At 47.8% G+C, this 16,165-nt stretch carries 17 protein-coding genes and 1 tRNA gene; all 18 read left to right on the top strand.

Annotated features, from left to right (window positions below; genetic code table 11):
- Positions 1-8: 8 nt before the first annotated feature.
- The 18 genes from FJ023_04475 to FJ023_04390 all read left to right on the top strand — a co-directional run bounded on the left by FJ023_04475 (position 9) and on the right by FJ023_04390 (position 16,041).
- A complete protein-coding gene (locus FJ023_04475; protein MBM4446593.1) occupies positions 9-2,477 on the top strand; it encodes an AAA family ATPase in 2,469 nt (822 codons plus the stop codon).
- Positions 2,478-3,137, top strand: coding sequence for a VTT domain-containing protein (locus FJ023_04470; protein MBM4446592.1), 660 nt, complete (start codon positions 2,478-2,480; stop codon positions 3,135-3,137).
- Positions 3,138-3,157: 20 nt separating this feature from the next.
- Positions 3,158-3,739 carry a class I SAM-dependent methyltransferase gene (locus FJ023_04465; protein MBM4446591.1) on the top strand — a complete coding sequence of 194 codons (582 nt, stop codon included), beginning with the start codon at positions 3,158-3,160 and terminating at the stop codon, positions 3,737-3,739.
- 42 nt (positions 3,740-3,781) lie between these two features.
- Positions 3,782-4,555 (top strand): hypothetical protein, encoded by a 774-nt coding sequence (locus tag FJ023_04460; protein ID MBM4446590.1) that lies wholly within the window; start codon positions 3,782-3,784, stop codon positions 4,553-4,555.
- A 42-nt stretch (positions 4,556-4,597) separates the two neighbouring features.
- Entirely contained in the window at positions 4,598-5,176 is a 579-nt protein-coding gene (locus tag FJ023_04455) for a VTT domain-containing protein (GenBank protein ID MBM4446589.1), read from the top strand.
- A 7-nt stretch (positions 5,177-5,183) separates the two neighbouring features.
- Positions 5,184-5,429, top strand: a complete 246-nt coding sequence (locus FJ023_04450) for a TM2 domain-containing protein (GenBank protein ID MBM4446588.1) — start codon at positions 5,184-5,186, stop codon at positions 5,427-5,429.
- Between the two features lie 44 nt (positions 5,430-5,473).
- Positions 5,474-5,549: transfer RNA gene (locus FJ023_04445), tRNA-Ala, on the top strand.
- Positions 5,550-5,848: 299 nt separating this feature from the next.
- Positions 5,849-6,565 carry a hypothetical protein gene (locus FJ023_04440; GenBank protein MBM4446587.1) on the top strand — a complete coding sequence of 239 codons (717 nt, stop codon included), beginning with the start codon at positions 5,849-5,851 and terminating at the stop codon, positions 6,563-6,565.
- Positions 6,566-7,187: 622 nt separating this feature from the next.
- Positions 7,188-8,660: an anthranilate synthase component I gene (trpE, locus tag FJ023_04435; GenBank protein ID MBM4446586.1), complete on the top strand. Its 1,473-nt coding sequence runs from the start codon at positions 7,188-7,190 to the stop codon at positions 8,658-8,660.
- Positions 8,644-9,210 (top strand): aminodeoxychorismate/anthranilate synthase component II, encoded by a 567-nt coding sequence (locus tag FJ023_04430; GenBank protein ID MBM4446585.1) that lies wholly within the window; start codon positions 8,644-8,646, stop codon positions 9,208-9,210. The genes trpE and FJ023_04430 overlap by 17 nt, the downstream gene beginning before the upstream one ends.
- A gap of 4 nt (positions 9,211-9,214) precedes the next feature.
- Positions 9,215-9,892 carry a hypothetical protein gene (locus FJ023_04425; protein ID MBM4446584.1) on the top strand — a complete coding sequence of 226 codons (678 nt, stop codon included), beginning with the start codon at positions 9,215-9,217 and terminating at the stop codon, positions 9,890-9,892.
- Entirely contained in the window at positions 9,885-10,898 is a 1,014-nt protein-coding gene (trpD, locus tag FJ023_04420) for an anthranilate phosphoribosyltransferase (GenBank protein ID MBM4446583.1), read from the top strand. The genes FJ023_04425 and trpD overlap by 8 nt, the downstream gene beginning before the upstream one ends.
- Positions 10,899-10,904: 6 nt before the next feature.
- Positions 10,905-11,678: an indole-3-glycerol phosphate synthase TrpC gene (trpC, locus tag FJ023_04415; GenBank protein MBM4446582.1), complete on the top strand. Its 774-nt coding sequence runs from the start codon at positions 10,905-10,907 to the stop codon at positions 11,676-11,678.
- Positions 11,675-12,343: a phosphoribosylanthranilate isomerase gene (locus tag FJ023_04410; protein MBM4446581.1), complete on the top strand. Its 669-nt coding sequence runs from the start codon at positions 11,675-11,677 to the stop codon at positions 12,341-12,343. Before trpC ends, FJ023_04410 begins: the two co-directional genes overlap by 4 nt.
- Positions 12,344-12,381: 38 nt before the next feature.
- A complete protein-coding gene (gene trpB, locus FJ023_04405; protein ID MBM4446580.1) occupies positions 12,382-13,569 on the top strand; it encodes a tryptophan synthase subunit beta in 1,188 nt (395 codons plus the stop codon).
- The gene (locus FJ023_04400) at positions 13,566-14,360 is read left to right on the top strand and encodes a tryptophan synthase subunit alpha (GenBank protein MBM4446579.1); all 795 of its coding nucleotides are present in this window, start codon (positions 13,566-13,568) and stop codon (positions 14,358-14,360) included. Before trpB ends, FJ023_04400 begins: the two co-directional genes overlap by 4 nt.
- A gap of 118 nt (positions 14,361-14,478) precedes the next feature.
- A complete protein-coding gene (locus FJ023_04395; protein ID MBM4446578.1) occupies positions 14,479-15,246 on the top strand; it encodes a glucose 1-dehydrogenase in 768 nt (255 codons plus the stop codon).
- A 12-nt stretch (positions 15,247-15,258) separates the two neighbouring features.
- The gene (locus FJ023_04390) at positions 15,259-16,041 is read left to right on the top strand and encodes a crotonase (GenBank protein MBM4446577.1); all 783 of its coding nucleotides are present in this window, start codon (positions 15,259-15,261) and stop codon (positions 16,039-16,041) included.
- Positions 16,042-16,165: the final 124 nt, after the last annotated feature.

The following is a 16,165-nucleotide window of genomic DNA, read 5'->3' as shown; positions in this document are numbered from 1 at the left end:
GTAAGCTCATGAGACCGGAAAGATTTACCGAGCAGGCGCAGGAGGTGCTAGCTTCTGCGTCACAGATTGCTTATGGTTTAAAGAATAGTCAGGTTGATGTGGAGCATATTCTGCTGGCCATGCTGAACCAGCGGGGTGGTGCAGTACCTGAGTTGTTGCGGAATTTAGGTGTAGACATAGCGGCTGTCAAAAGCCGTGTGGAAAACGTCGTTGCCGCTTTTCCTAAAGTATTACATCAAACAGGTTCTCATGGTGCTATCCAGCTTTATCCTACACCCAGATATGCCCGGTTGCTCGATATTGCTGAGCGCGAAGCTAATAGGCTCAACGATGAGTTTATCAGCGTCGAGCATTTGCTGATTGCTATTGCTAGCGAAGATGCCGGACAAGCGTTTACTATACTCAAGGAATTCGGTGTTGATAAAGAGAAGATTTACCTAGCAATGCAGAACGTGCGTGGTGGCCACCGAGTTGATAGCCCAACCGCTGAGAGTAAGTATCGTTCCCTGGAGAAGTATGGGCGTGACCTCACTGAGTTAGCTCGTCAGGGGAAGCTTGATCCGGTGATCGGGCGTGATGATGAGATAAAACGTGTGATACAGGTGTTGACTAGGCGTACCAAGAACAACCCGGTTATTATCGGCGAGGCAGGTGTTGGCAAAACAGCTATTGCTGAAGGGCTAGCCCAGAAAATTACCGCTGGTGACGTTCCCGATTCTCTCAAGAATCGAAGAGTTATTGCCTTGGATATGGGGGCACTGGTTGCCGGTAGCAAGTTTCGTGGCGAGTTTGAGGAGAGGCTGAAGGCGGTTATGGATGAGGTTCGCCAGTCCAGCGGTGAGATTATCTTGTTTATAGATGAGTTGCACACTGTAGTTGGCGCCGGAGCTGCTGAGGGGGCTATCGATGCCAGCAACATGTTAAAGCCAGCATTAGCTCGTGGTGAACTCCAGTGCGTTGGGGCGACTACTTTGGATGAGTATCGGCAGCATATTGAGAAGGACAAGGCGCTGGAGCGGCGGTTACAACCTGTGTTTCTAAGTGAGCCGAGTGTTGAGGCGACTATAGAGATGTTACGTGGGGTGCGTCCTAGATATGAAGCCCATCATAAGATAAAAATTGACGACTCTGCTCTGGTGGCTGCTGCTAAACTTAGCCAGCGTTATATAGCAGACCGGTTTTTGCCAGATAAGGCAATTGACCTTATAGATGAGGCAGCAAGCAAGCTGCGCATTGACATGGAAAGCAAGCCATCAGATATCAAAGAGTTGGATGCCAAGATAAAAAACCTACAAGACGAAGAGGAGGCAGTTTCTCAGCGGGATGATTATCAAAGAGCTGCCGAGATAAGGTCACAAAGGTTGCAACTTGAGCCGGTCCGTGATGAAAAAGAGGCTGAGTGGCGTAACGAGAAAAAAATCTATGGTGTTGTGGATGAGGAGACTATAGCCGAGTTAGTTTCAAAATGGACAGGTATTCCGGTGTCTCGTATGTTGGAGGGTGAGGCTGAGAAGCTGGTTCATATGGAGGGGAGGTTGCACGAGAGAATCGTAAATCAAGAGGAGGCAGTTTCAGCCATCTCCGAGGCTATCAGGCGAGGTCGAGCCGGGCTTAAAGACCCCAAGAGACCTGTAGGTAGCTTCATCTTCTTGGGTCCTACAGGTGTTGGTAAGACAGAGCTGGCTAAGGCTTTAGCTCAATTTCTCTTTGACGATGAGGAAGCCATGATAAGGCTGGATATGTCAGAGTTCGGGGAGAAGCACACGGTATCTCGGCTAATCGGTGCTCCGCCTGGATATGTGGGTTATGACGAGGCGGGGCAACTAACCGAGGCAGTGCGAAGGCGCCCGTTTCGGGTGATTCTTTTTGATGAGATTGAAAAGGCACATCCTGATGTATTTAACATTCTGCTCCAGATACTGGAGGATGGTAGGCTGACTGATGGCCATGGCAGGACAGTCAATTTTAGGGAAACAGTGGTGATAATGACCAGCAACTTAGGTATGTCTGAATTCACCCGTCAGGCAAGCCGGGCAATAGGTTTTTCAACCCCTGGGGACAAGCAGGATAAAGACGAGATGGACAGGCTGAGGAGTTCTATAGAGAGCGATTTGAAAAAGACCTTTCGCCCTGAGTTTCTCAATAGGATAGATGATACTATTATCTTCCGGCCGCTAACTGAAGAGCACTTAAAGAAGATTGTTGACCTGTTAATTCTTGAAGTGCAGAAAAGGCTGGATGAGCGCAATATGAAATTGGAGCTAAGTGACGAGGTAAAAGCCTGGCTGCTCAAGAAGGGCTATGAGCCGGCCTATGGAGCGCGTCCGCTGCGCCGGGCAATCCAACGCTATGTGGAAAATCCTCTGTCCAGCCGAATATTGCAAGGTGAAATAAAAGACGGAGAAACTGTGGTTGTTGGCGTCAGCGGTGATGTGCTAAACTTCAGCACCAAGAAAAAGGTCAAATCAGCTAAATAGATGGGAAATTCCTCACGAATGGACACCGTAACCGCCAGAGATGAAGTCAAGCAGCGGTTATCTGTAAGAGACATCACATTAGGTGTCCTGTCTTTACTACTCACTATCCTTCTCTGTTTTGCTGCCATCTACTATAAAGATTACCTGCTGGGTGCGAAATATGTAGCCACCTATGGCCTTCTGGGCATGCTCATCGTTGCCTTCCTCGGTGGAAGCTTGTTGAGCATGATAGCCATCCCTGTTCCCTATTGGCTTTTAGTATTCACGTTGCCGTCTATCCTGGCACCTCAATTTCAGATAGGAGCGCCTATGTTGGTGGGTATAATCTCAGGGTTGGGTGCCAGCCTGGGTCAACTGCTCACTTTCATGCTTGGCTATGGGAGCAGAGACCTGTCTCAGAAACTCGCTTATAAAGTTAATAGAGGCTTGTATGATAGGGCCTTGAGGTGGGCACAGCGGCACGGCTCACTGGCTGTCTTTACCATGTCGGCCATAATAAATCCTTTCCACTTGCCGATGACTATTGCCATGGCGTCACTTCGTTATCCTGCATGGAAATTCCTCCTTTTCTCTCTACTGGGTAACGTAGTAAAAAGTTCATTCATAGCCTTTTGTGGTTATTTCGGGTTAACTTCGCTTTTCCGATTTCTGGGAATCTAGAAGGGAATGTAATTGAAAAAGTGTATATCTTCTTTTTCTGCATGGTCGGAATATCGCTCGGTGTAGTAATCTGGCAGTTCGCCGTTTGGGTTGGTGAAATTCAGGATAAAGACAGTAAGTACGAGGCAGCTGCTGCCCGTGCCCGGAAGACTAGTAAGCCACTTCTTGTAGCCGGTGGGCCATGGAGCGACAGGGGAATTCGCCGGTGGCTAAAGATGCCTGCGCACGGTGGCGGTGATGTTTGTCTCGATATTGAGCGCCGGGCCTTCGAAGGGCACCCCTGCGGGGTGATTGCCGATGTTACCAGAATTCCGTTCTCCGACAAAGCATTTGGAGCCGTTTTTGCCAGTCACATATTGGAGCACCTGCAATCAATTCCTTATGCCGATATGGCATTGGATGAGCTTATCAGAGTAGCAGAGACCGTTTTTCTTGTTTATCCTTCGAGGCAATCTATTGGGGCATGGCTTCACCCTGGCCATCATCTATGGGTTTGGCAAAAGGGCAACGCAATCTATCTTGAGCAGAGGAACAATTCAGTAGGCAAGAAGAGTGCAAGGTATCCCCCATTGGTGCGTTCAGGTATATGCTCCGTTGATTAAGATTTCCTGTGAAGTCCCCAAAACGACAGCGAGGTACCAAGGATGACTAGTGCGAGTCTAACTTTACGGGAAGACGCCTATCGCCTGGCTCAGCAACTTTTTGGAATTGGTGATACAGGCAGTGATTTTGCTAATCAACTTGTGGATGTTTGTGCTAAAGCCAAAGGGAAAGACTTCCTCATTGTTCATAACCCTGGTGGTTGGGGGCATGCCCGGTTAGACCAATGTCTGGAGTGGGAAAGGGGCATAGTGGTCGGAATTAAAGCAGTCACTGAGGGAATGGGGCACAGGTCGTTGCTGACCCAGTATTTCCGCAGCGGTACGGGGTGTCGGGAGCAGATGCGGGACTTGAGAGAGCAATTTCGTTTTTTTGCTTCTAAGGCAAATATAATGGCGGCTTGGCTGCGATTTATCATCAAACATGTCAATGCTATCAAGGTTATCTTGGTAGGGATAAGTCAGGGAGCTGCCTTCGGTAGCGCAGTTATGCAGCAGCTAGGTGGACGTTACCCGGTCTATAGCATTGAATTGGGCTTTCCCTTCCAGTACAAATCATGGCGGACAGTTACCAAGAGGACGCTAGTAGTAGAAGGTAATGGTGTCAAGCCTGACGTTCTAGTGCAAGGTAATCTGTGGGTTGGGGCTAGAATTCTTATGGCTGCTCCTTTTAAGTGGATGTGGTATCGGCTTATGGGAAAACGGGTAATGTTTGCTCATTGCGTTAGTGCCCAGGGACACGAATACGACTGGGATAATCCAAGGATTCAGAGACGAATCACTGATTTCCTTAAGACTAATTTTGGCGCCAAGAAATAAGAGAGGTAGCCAGCTTAAACCGGATAATCTTCGAAATTGACGATGGCAACAAAGACTGGGTCGAGGAAAAAGGAATATATTATAGGCGGCTTGGCACTAGCGCTCACTATTGCTTGTTGTGTGGCTGTTGTTTTTTACTGGGATTATGTCAGGCAGGCTCAACACTATGGTTACCTTGGCGCATTCGTTATCAGTATTCTTGCTGGTGCTACAATTTTTGTGCCTATACCCGGTGTTTTAGTTGTATTCACTTTGGGCAGCGTATTAAATCCAGCTCTGGTTGGAATCGTGTCTGGATTAGGGGAAGCAGTTGGTAGTATTGGTATTTACCTGAGTGGCTGGGGCGGACAAAAAGCTATACAAAATATTAACCACAAATTCATGGACAAATTTACTGATTGGATACGTCGTCGTGGTGAGATAGCTGTCTTCTTAATGTCAGCCATCCTTAATCCTTTGTTCTATCCGTTCACGGCCATAGCTGGAATGCTTCGGTTTGGGCTGGTCAAATTTTTCTTTTTATGCTGGGCAGGTAAGGCTTTAAAGAACATGGCAATTGCCTATTTGGGTTATTTCGGCTTACGCTCTATACTACGCTGGGTAGGAGTGCTAGGAATTTAGATGGTCTATGCCTAAGTCTAAGTCTAAATCTAAGCCTAAATCTAAGCCTAAGCTAAGAAGCTGGCGAGTAGCGCTTCTTCTATCTCTTTTCCTTGGGCCCTTTGGGGCTGACCGTTTTTATATCGGCAGAACGCGCTCGGCAATTGTTAAGCTCCTTACCTTGAGCTGTTTTGGTGTCTGGTGGCTTACTGATTTCATCCTCATTGCCAGCGAGTGGCGCAAGGATGCCTGGGGTCGGCCCCTGAAACATTAGTGCCGTTTGAGTTTCGCCGAGCTTTTTGCTAGACTTTTTGGCGTGGGGCTGTAGCTCAATCGGGAGAGCGTTTGACTGGCAGTCAAAAGGTAGTGGGTTCGAATCCCATCAGCTCCACCATCGAACCTGAAACTGTAACCATTCTGGACAGATCCCGAACCCTATGCTTTGCTGGCTATTAGTGCGAATTATTAATTAAAGCCCAGATAAGCCCTTGGTCACTAGCTCAAATCTAGTCGCTGCCACCATTTCTCCTAAATCCTTAGTATCCAAAGAAGTAACTACTAATAAACAACATGCTCATTTAGCTGTAGCGTCAGATCCAGGAATTACTATTTCTAATGCTATTGAGAGCTTCCTGCTATAGTTGAAGAAATGCGTTTGAGCTGTAACCCTGATAAAATATATTCAGCAGGGTTATGGAGGTATTCAATATGAGCCACAAATTCGCTGAAACTTATTTTATCTCACGAAAATCAAAACTCCTCAAAGACTTTGACAATTTAATGAAAACAGTAAAAGGTGTTTTGGTATCGCAGTATGGCGAAAAATTTACTGAAACAATAGTTAGTGAGACCCGCCAAGAATACTCAAAGCTGATCCCCGAAATCCCTTATGTAGGTCACAGCAAGATTCTTGTACAGTTCATAACGGCTACAGCTCAGTCGCTGGCGATTTATCGAGTGCTTAGTAGTCACGGCAAGACAGTGGAAGAGACCGGGAAGTTGTATTACCTCATGTGCGAAGCTGTCCTGAATTCGTATCCAAGGATTGTACACCGCCTTATCGGAAATCTGAGCTTCTCAAAGATCTACTTAAGAGCATTGAAAAAGAGGGCTTTAGAATCGCAGAAGCGACTGTACCCTGGAGGATATGTTTTTTCTGTCGTAGACGGTGACGGAAGGGAATTCGACTATGGCGTGGACTATACTGAATGTGGCGCCTGCAAATTCCTGTCTAAACAAGGCGCCGCCGAACTTGCGCCCTATATTTGCACAGCAGATATTGTTTATAGCGAGTTATTTGGATGGGGCTTAATCCGGACGAGGACAATCGCCGACGGCTTTGAGAAGTGCGATTTCAGGTTTAAAAAAGGAGGTAAAACCAGGATAGCGTCGCATGTTATCAAAGAATGACAAATCCGTCCAGTCATGGGCTGTCAAAGCTTTGCGATTCGCTCTTTCATTTTTATCACGGCCTCAACATTTCAAACTAATGTACATGACGCTAATGCTTTAAGTATGTCTTTGTGAAATTTTTATGCCATATGAACAGTAGCAAGAAGTTGCTCAAGCATTGGCTTCAGTTTCTTACTATCAAACACGAGTTCGGGAACTGTCCATAATGCCCCACCATTTAACCTTAAGTTGCCAGCTTCTCACAATAAGTACGAAACTTGACAAGAAGCTCGTTGTTGACTACACTAGAGTCATCACTAAAATAGAATAGAACAAAGGCTGGGAACGAGACTAGTAGGCCTCCAGCGAAGCTCAGAGAGCCGGGGAAGGTGTGAGCCGGTGCTAATGCAGAGGTTGAATGGACTCGGGAGCCGCAAACCGAAAGGAGAATGCCCAAGTAGGCTTTGACGGAGTGGGCACCGTTATTAGAGCCCAGGGTATCGCTTCAGAAATGTTGAAGCCGTACCTGATTGAGATGATTGCCTTAAGGTAACAGGCGATCAATTAGGGTGGTACCGCGAAGAAAACCTCTCGCCCCTATGGCGAGAGGTTTTTTATTTACGAGATTGCCGGAGGTTCAATGTATTACCCAACACTAGATGAAGTCAAGAAACGAAAAAAGGACGGCAGCCTAATACCTATTTACCGTGAAATCGTTGCTGATTTGGATACACCCGTGTCAGCCTTTTTGAAGATTAACCGTGGCGGCTATTCCTTTCTTTTGGAAAGTGTCGAGGGTGGTGCGCGGCTGGCTCGCTATAGCTTCATAGGCACTGAGCCGTACCAGGTGTTGGTGGCTAGAGCAAAAGATAGAATTAATCCTCTCCCGCTCATAGCTGAAGAATTGGGAAAATACAAAATAGTGCCAATTAGTGACTTGCCCAGGTTTTGCGGTGGGGCAGTGGGGTATCTTAGCTATGAGGTGGCCACTCGTTTTGAGGAATTGCCATCTCCTGCTAGTGACCCCTTGGAATTACCTGAATCCTTGTTTATGTTTGTGGATACCATGCTTGTCTTTGACCACGTCACCCATAAGATTAAAGTTTTGAGCCATGTTCGTCTTGACGGGGACATAGAGCAAGCCTATCAAAGTGCGGTGGACAAGATTGATAACCTTATAGATAGATTGAATCGTGTGCTTGAACCAAACCAGGACAAAAAGGCTGCCATTCCTTCTAAAACAAACTATAACCTTTCCTCAAACTTTTCTAAGGATGAGTTTGAAGCCAGCGTGCAGAAAGTAAAACAGTATATCACTTCCGGGGAGGCTATTCAGGTGGTACTCTCCCAGCGTTTGGCTCAACCTACCGGTGCTGCTCCTTTTGAAATTTATAGAGCACTGCGCACCCTGAATCCCTCCCCATACATGTTCTTTCTCGATTTCACCGACTTTTGCATTATCGGTGCCTCCCCTGAGATTCTGGCAAGAGTAGAGGATGGTATGGTGATGACCCGCCCTCTGGCTGGCACCAGGCCAAGAGGGAAAAGCTTGGATGAGGATATCCTGATGGAGCAAGAGCTGCGCAATGATGAGAAGGAACGTGCTGAACACATTATGCTGGTGGACCTGGGTCGCAATGACATCGGGCGTGTGAGCGAGCCGGGTACTGTTGAGGTTAGCGAACTGATGGAGGTGGAACGCTACTCTCATGTAATGCATTTAGTTACTCATGTTCAAGGTAAGTTGCAGCGTGAACTGACTTCATTTGATGCCCTGCAGGCTTGTTTTCCTGCCGGCACTGTGTCCGGAGCTCCAAAAATTCGGGCGATGGAGATAATTGCCGAATTCGAACCCGAGAAAAGAGGGCCCTATGCCGGAGCTGTGGGCTATTTCTCATTCTCAGGCAACATGGATATGGCCATAGCCATAAGAACCATGGTGGTTGCTAAGGGAACTGCCTATGTCCAGGCTGGATGTGGCATTGTCTACGACAGCATACCAGAACGCGAATATCAAGAAACCATGAACAAGGCTCAGGCTCTACTTAAAGCTATTGATCAAGCTGAGAGTTCGAGTCGGACAGCTGAGAGGAAAAATGCTGCTATTGATTGATAACTATGATAGCTTCACCTATAACCTTTTTCAATACCTGAGTGAATTGGGTGAAAAGGCGGTGGTGATACGCAATGACAAGACGACTCTTGAGGAAGTTGAAAAAATGAAGCCTCAGCGGATAGTTATTTCGCCTGGACCTTCTACGCCGCTGCAAGCTGGTATTTCCAATGAAGTTATTCAAAATTTTGGTTCCAGGTTGCCCATACTGGGCGTCTGTCTGGGGCACCAGTGCATCGGTTATAGCTATGGTGCGTCTATTGGGCAAGCCAAGGAGATTATGCATGGTAAGTCATCCCTTATATACCATAGCAACCAAGGGGTGTTTGCTGGGCTGTCTAATCCCTTCTCTGCTATTCGCTATCACTCGTTGGTAGTGGAGCGTGGTGGGCTTCCTGATTGCCTTGAAATAACAGCATGGACGGATGATGGCACGATTATGGGGTTACGTCATCGCCAATATCCGGTAGAAGGCATTCAGTTTCATCCTGAATCATTTATGACCCAAGCGGGAAAGGATATTTTGAGAAATTTTCTTAAGGGAGGATAAGTAGGTGAGAAAGAATGAATTAAAAAAGTTAAGTATTCTTCTAATTGTTTTTGCCGGTTTAATCGTTTTTCTATTGATAAAGCATATCATTGATATGAGTCAGGCTATGAATTTGCTCCTATTATTTGCCTTGATATGCGTTACTGGAATTTATGCTATACGAACTGCGGAAATTGCTGGTGCCACAAGGAAGCAAGCTGAAGAGATAAAAGCGCAGAGGTATTCCGAATGCTTACCTGTGCTATTAGTTTCCATAGCTCAAAAAACTAAGGGGCTTGATCCCGATGAGCATCTCTACAAGATTCTGCAAACGGGCACAGGGGCGACATTTGAGTGGGCAAACTTGGGTAAGGGTGTGGCCGTTAACGCGCGGTTTTCATTATGGGGGATGCCCCTGGATAGTCACCCAGAAAAAGTACTATTCTTTCCTCCTCGTGAGTCCAAAGCCTTAGAAGTGGGCGCACATGTACGGATTGATTTTAACTATACGGGAGAGTGGTTCGGCAAACCAGCGGCATACTGTCCACGACTAGAAACCGAATATCAGGATATTTATGAAAGAAAAATTACTACTGTTCAGGAATTTCGCATCGACAAGCAGAATAAGAAGGCTTTCTTAGGAGAACTCTACTTTACAATTAACGGCAGACGATTAGGTACGGAGGTGATTCAGCATGATTAAAGAGGCTATTGTGACTTTAGTGTCAGGACGTTCACTGGCTACGGATGAGGCAGCAAAGGTCATGGAGGAGATAATGGAGGGCGAAGCTACTCCAGCCCAGTTTGGCGCCTTTGTTACTGCACTAAGACTTAAAGGGGAGACTGTGGATGAAATCGTCGGCTTATCCAGAACTATGAGGGCTAAGGCTATTCCTGTGAGTACCGACGGGCTGGTTGTGGACACTTGCGGAACCGGCGGTGACGGTTCACATACCTTCAACATCTCAACAGCGGCTGCCTTCGTTGCTGCTGGAGCCGGGCTTAAAATAGCCAAGCATGGCAATCGCGCCATGAGCAGCCAGTGTGGTAGTGCTGATGTTCTGGAAGCTTTAGGTGTCAAAATCGACCTTAATGCTGAGCAAGTGCAGAGATGTTTAAAGGAGATAGGAATTGGTTTCATGTTTGCTCCAGTATTCCATCCCGCCATGAAATATGCTGCAGCTCCCCGGCGCGAGATTGGGATTCGCACTGTGTTTAATATCCTCGGTCCGCTTACCAACCCTGCCGGTGCCAAGGCTCAAGTGTTGGGTGTAGGCGATGAGTCGCTGATAGAGAAGCTGGCATTGGTGCTTCAAGGCTTAGGCTGTCAGCACGCCTTGTTAGTCCACGGTGAGGATGGGTTGGATGAGATAACGATCACTGGCAAGACTCATGTTTGCGAACTCAAAAATGACCATATAGAACGCTATATCGTCAGTCCTGAGGACTTCGGCCTACCGAGGGCTAGCTCAGGCAGCATAAAGGGTGGTGATGTCAAAGCGAATGCTGAATTATTGCGTAATACCATCTCCGGCACCTTGGGTTCGCAGCGAGACGTGGTGTTGATGAATGCGGCCGCCGCACTGGTAGCTGGAGACAAGGTAGAAACGCTCCAGCAAGGAGTAGCCATGGCTAAGGAAGTAATTGACAATGGCAGTGCCGCGGCAAAACTAGACCAGCTAATTGAGTTCAGTCGAAGCTTAGGCTAAGGGAAAATGATTCTTGATGAGATAGTATCACACACTCTGCAAGCACTTGAGTCTAAGAAGCGTATCCTCCCTATGACAGAGCTGCAGAAGATGGCATTGGAGCAGCCTCCATCACTCGACTTCGCTTCAGCTCTCCGAGGTGAGGACGTTAGACTTATTGCCGAGGTGAAGAAAGCATCGCCATCTAGGGGTATCATTCATCCTGACTTCGACCCAGTGGAGATAGCCAAAATATATGCTGACAGTGGTGCTTCAGCCATATCGGTACTGACCGAGGCAAGATACTTTCGGGGCAGCCTTAACCACCTAGCGGACATTAGTAATGCATTGCATAAGAAGCTGCCTCTGCTGAGAAAGGATTTCATCCTCGACCCATACCAGGTTTACGAATCGCGAGCCTACGGTGCTGACAGTCTGCTTCTCATCGCGTCTATTTTGAAGTTAGAAAAATTACAGGAGTTGCTCGCAATGAGTCACGAGCTGAACATGAGCTGTCTGGTTGAGGTACATAATGAAGCCGAGGTCGAAATCGCTCTGAAGAGCGCAGCCAAGATCATCGGTATCAACAATCGTGATCTTTCTACCCTTAAAGTAGATTTCGCTACCACTGAGCGATTGAGGCCGCTTATCCCAACAGACCGAATAGTGGTCAGTGAAAGCGGCATAAAAGAGCGCAGCGATATAGAGAAGCTGAGACAGTTGGGCATTGACGCGGTCCTTATCGGTGAATCTCTAATGTCAGCATCTAATATTGCAGCCAAAATGAGGGAGCTATTTTGACCAAGGTTAAAATTTGCGGCCTATCTGAGGTACAGCATGTTTTGGCAGCAGCGGAAGCTGGTGCTGATTTCATAGGGTTGGTCTTTGCTACCAGCCGGCGTCAGGTCTCTGCTGAAAAGGCACTAAAGTTAGTTGAAGCAGTTCGCAGTTTAAGACGCCATCCGGCTATTGCTGGTGTCTTTGCCAATGCTGCAGTTGACGAGGTTAACCACATTGCGAACCTCTGCCGTTTAGATTGGGTGCAGCTCAGCGGCGATGAAACCTGGCACTACTGCCAGCAGATTGAACGACCGATTATCAAAACTTTCCACGTGTCACTGACCAGTACGATTGAGGAGATTGTTGGCGAGATGGTCGTGGGGTACCACCAAGTGCGCTATCATAAACTTGTTTGCCTTCTCGATTCGAAAGCAGGGGATTACTATGGTGGTACAGGCCAGGCTTTTGATTGGCAATTAGCAAAGGGGATATCGGCAAGGTCCCCGGTTATTATTGCTGGGGGACTAACTCCAGCCAATGTTGGCCGGCTGGTCGAGGAAGTTCAACCCTGGGGAGTTGATGTCTCCACCGGCGTAGAGACTGACGGTGGGAAAGACGTGGCAAAAATCAGTGCCTTTATCGAGGCAGTGAGGAGGGCTGAGACAAATATTAGTCGTTTTTCATGAGATAGGAGGGTTTGCTTGTGACCGAAGAAGGCTATTCGTTGCTGCCTGATAACAGAGGCTATTTTGGTGATTATGGTGGACGTTTTGTCCCCGAGACCCTTATACCAGCGTTGGACGAGCTGGCAAGAGTTTATGCGGATGCCAAAGCCGGCGTTTCATTTTGGGCTGAGTTTGATTCCCTGTCTCGTGACTACTCAGGAAGACCGACACCACTTTACTTAGCAGAGAGGCTAGGTAGGCACTGCGATGGTGCTCAGATTTTCCTTAAGAGAGAGGATTTGGCTCATACCGGGGCGCATAAAATTAACAATGCTCTGGGGCAAGGGCTTCTTGCTCGGAAAATGGGAAAACGTAGGATCATCGCTGAGACTGGAGCCGGACAACATGGTGTAGCTACTGCTGCAGTGTGTGCCATGCTCGGTTTGGATTGCATCGTTTACATGGGTGAGGAAGACATGCGCCGCCAATCACTTAATGTCTTCCGGATGAAACTAATGGGGGCTGAAGTTAGGCCTGTTTCTACAGGTAGCCGAACGCTAAAGGATGCCATCAACGATGCGATGAGAGACTGGGTGACCAATGTTAGAGACAGCTACTATCTTCTAGGTTCGGTGGTTGGTCCTCATCCATATCCGACGTTGGTGCGTGATTTCCAATCTGTAATCGGCAAGGAAGTGAGAGAGCAAATTCTGGCCAAATGTAATCGCCTGCCCGACTATGTAGTCGCTTGTGTGGGGGGTGGGAGCAATGCCATTGGTATTTTTCATCCCTTTTTGAACGATAAAGATGTCAAGCTTATCGGGGTGGAGGCAGCAGGGAAGGGGCTTAGTACAGGGGAACACGCCGCCTCACTGGTCGCAGGAAGGGTGGGGGTACTCCACGGGGCGAAGTCTTATGTCCTCCAGAGCAGTGATGGGCAAATTGAAGAAACACATAGCATCTCTGCAGGGCTGGATTACCCGGGTGTTGGACCTGAGCATAGCTATCTCAAGGACACCGGACGTGCTAAGTATTTCGCAGTGAGCGATAAGGAGGCGCTTGAGGGTTTCCAGCTCCTATGTAAGACTGAGGGTATTGCCCCGGCTTTAGAGCCAGCCCACGCTATATTTTATGCCGTTAAGCTAGCAAATTCGTTAGACAAGGAGCAGATTATTGTGGTTAACCTTTCCGGTCGTGGAGATAAAGACATGCATATTGTAGCTGAAGCACTGGGAGCACAGCCTTGAGCCGCATTGCTCCTGTATTTGGCCGGCCAGGTCATGTTGCCCTTATACCTTATATTACTGTCGGTTACCCTAGCATTGAAGCTACCTTAAAGGTTGTTCCTCTCCTTGCAAGCAGCGGTTGCGATATGATTGAGTTGGGCATACCTTTCTCTGACCCCTTGGCCGATGGTGCCACTATACAACAGGCTAGCTTCTGTGCCTTGAGTAATGGCGTTACCCCCAAGCTCTGTTTAGAAGTGGCCAAAGAGTTGAGTCAAAAAGTTGATAAACCACTCGTGTTTATGACCTACTTCAATCCGGTTTTTAGTTACGGCCTTGAAGAATTCTGTAGTGCTTGTGCTAATTCTGGTATCGATGGTTTAATCATCCCTGACTTGACTCCAGACGAGGGCTCACAACTAGAAGCTATCAGCCAAAAACAAAACCTCGACCTTGTCTATCTCCTGGCTCCAACCAGCACTGAGAAGCGCATTGAACTTGCGGCTGAGAGGTCTCGAGGCTTCATTTATTTGGTTTCGGTAACGGGCGTTACCGGTGCCAGAGGCAATCTTCCCTCAGGCCTGGATGAATTTGTTGCCAGGGTGAGAAAGATAGCTATTCTGCCACTGTGTGTTGGGTTTGGCATATCTACCATGGAACAGGCAAAACAGGTAGCCCAAATAGCCGACGGGGTGATTGTAGGCAGTCGGGCGATTCAACTTATGGGGACTGATAACGATTTAACATCAGTCGCCAGCTTCGTAAAAGACTTGAGGCGTACGCTTGATGAGTCGCGCAAAAGCGGTCGTTAATCTCGCAACTCCTGATCGGAAACACCTAAGCGCTAAGTTGCGTATCATGCCACTGGCGATATATACTTTTATGTTGGTTTTTGAGCATAGTTAATAAATCTTGTTTAGGAGGTAAGTGATGAATTTTTCCCCGGATGATTTTTCTCTGAAAGACAAAGTGGTTTTGGTAACTGGTGGCAGCCGTGGCATCGGGAAGGCGATTGCTGTTGGGCTGGCTAAGGCCGGTGCCGATGTGGCTTTAGCCAGTCGAAAATTACCAGACCTCGAGGAGGTGGCTAAAGAGATAAAAGGATTGAAGAGGAAGCCGCTGGTTGTGGCGGCACATGTTGGCAGACTTGAGGAGATAAACAACCTGGTTAGTAAGGTCAAAGAGGAGTTCGGCAGAATTGATATCTTGGTGAACAATGCAGCTACCAACCCGACTATGGACCAGGCTATAGATATAGAGGAACGCGCCTGGGACTCCATTATGAATCTAAATCTGAAAGGGCTGTTCTTCCTCGGTCAGGCGGTGGCCAGGGTGATGAAGGGGCAAGGTGGAGGCAAGATTATCAATGTTGCCTCCGTGGCTGGGATTACCCCTGACATATTGCCGGTTTATTCCATAAGTAAAGCTGGAGTGATTATGGCAACGAAAGTTATGGCACAACAATGGGCTCAATATAATATCAGGGTTAATGCCATAGCGCCGGGACTGACTAAGACTCGTTTCAGTGAGGCCCTCTGGGGCAACCCGGATGTTCTGCAGGGTGCCATGCTGGGAACTCCAATGCGGCGGGTAGCCGAACCTGAGGAAATGGTTGGAGCTGTTGTTTTTCTGGCTTCTGATGCTTCTAGCTATGTGACCGGACAGGTTCTGGCCATAGATGGTGGCGCTACGATATAAGGGAGGATAGTAATGAAATTCGAGACAATTATTTATGAGAAGAAGGACAATGTTGCCTGGATAACCTTAAACCGACCTGAGAAGTATAATGCTCAGAATCAGACCTTGCGCAGTGAGGTTATCACTGCCTTAGAGGATGCCAAGGAAGACGATGAGGTGCAGGTTATCGTTCTTACCGGGGCGGGCGACAAGGCTTTCAGCGCCGGTGCTGATATCAGCAATTTTGTTGATTGGACTACAATTAGCGTCATTACATCGAACAAGGGAGCGAAGAGGCCATATAATTTCATCAGGGAAATTCCCAAGCCGGTCATAGCCATGGTAAACGGTCTGGCATTAGGTGGTGGATGTGAACTAGCAATGAGTTGCGACATGATTATAGCCTCGGAGAATGCTCGATTTGGTCAGCCGGAAATAAGCGTTGGCGTTATACCGGGTGGGCTCGGAACCCAGATTTTGCCCAGGCTTGTGGGAGACAAGAAGGCACGGGAGATGATTTTTACCGGCGACCCTATTTCGGCCGAGGAAGCCCTGCGGCTCGGCTTAGTGAACAAAGTTGTCCCGGCGGAAAAGTTGAGAGAGGCAGTTGAAGAAGTCATAAAGAAACTTAAAAGCAAGAGCCCGGCAATCTTGAAATTTGCTAAACTTGCGGTCAATAAATCTCTAGAGACTCCACTTTCTGTCGGAGCTGAGTGCGAAGCTGACCTGTTTGCCATGTGTTTTGGCACCCAGGACCAGAAAGAAGGGGCGAAGGCTTTCTTGGAGAAGCGGCCTCCCAAGTATACGGGGAAATAGTAGATGTGAGCTTCGGGTAGGCTTAAAGATTTGTTCTTGCATCTGTTTTCAGTAAGCCCTAAACAAATTCAGATTCCAAAATGCCAATGACCCAAAAATTGCACCTTGGGATTTGGAAAATTTG

The sequence above is a fragment of the Chloroflexota bacterium genome (assembly GCA_016875875.1).
Lineage (GTDB): Bacteria > Chloroflexota > Dehalococcoidia > GIF9 > UBA5629 > 9FT-COMBO-48-23.
The sequence above is the reverse complement of the archived record's forward strand: the minus strand, read 5'-3'. Positions and strand labels throughout refer to the sequence as shown.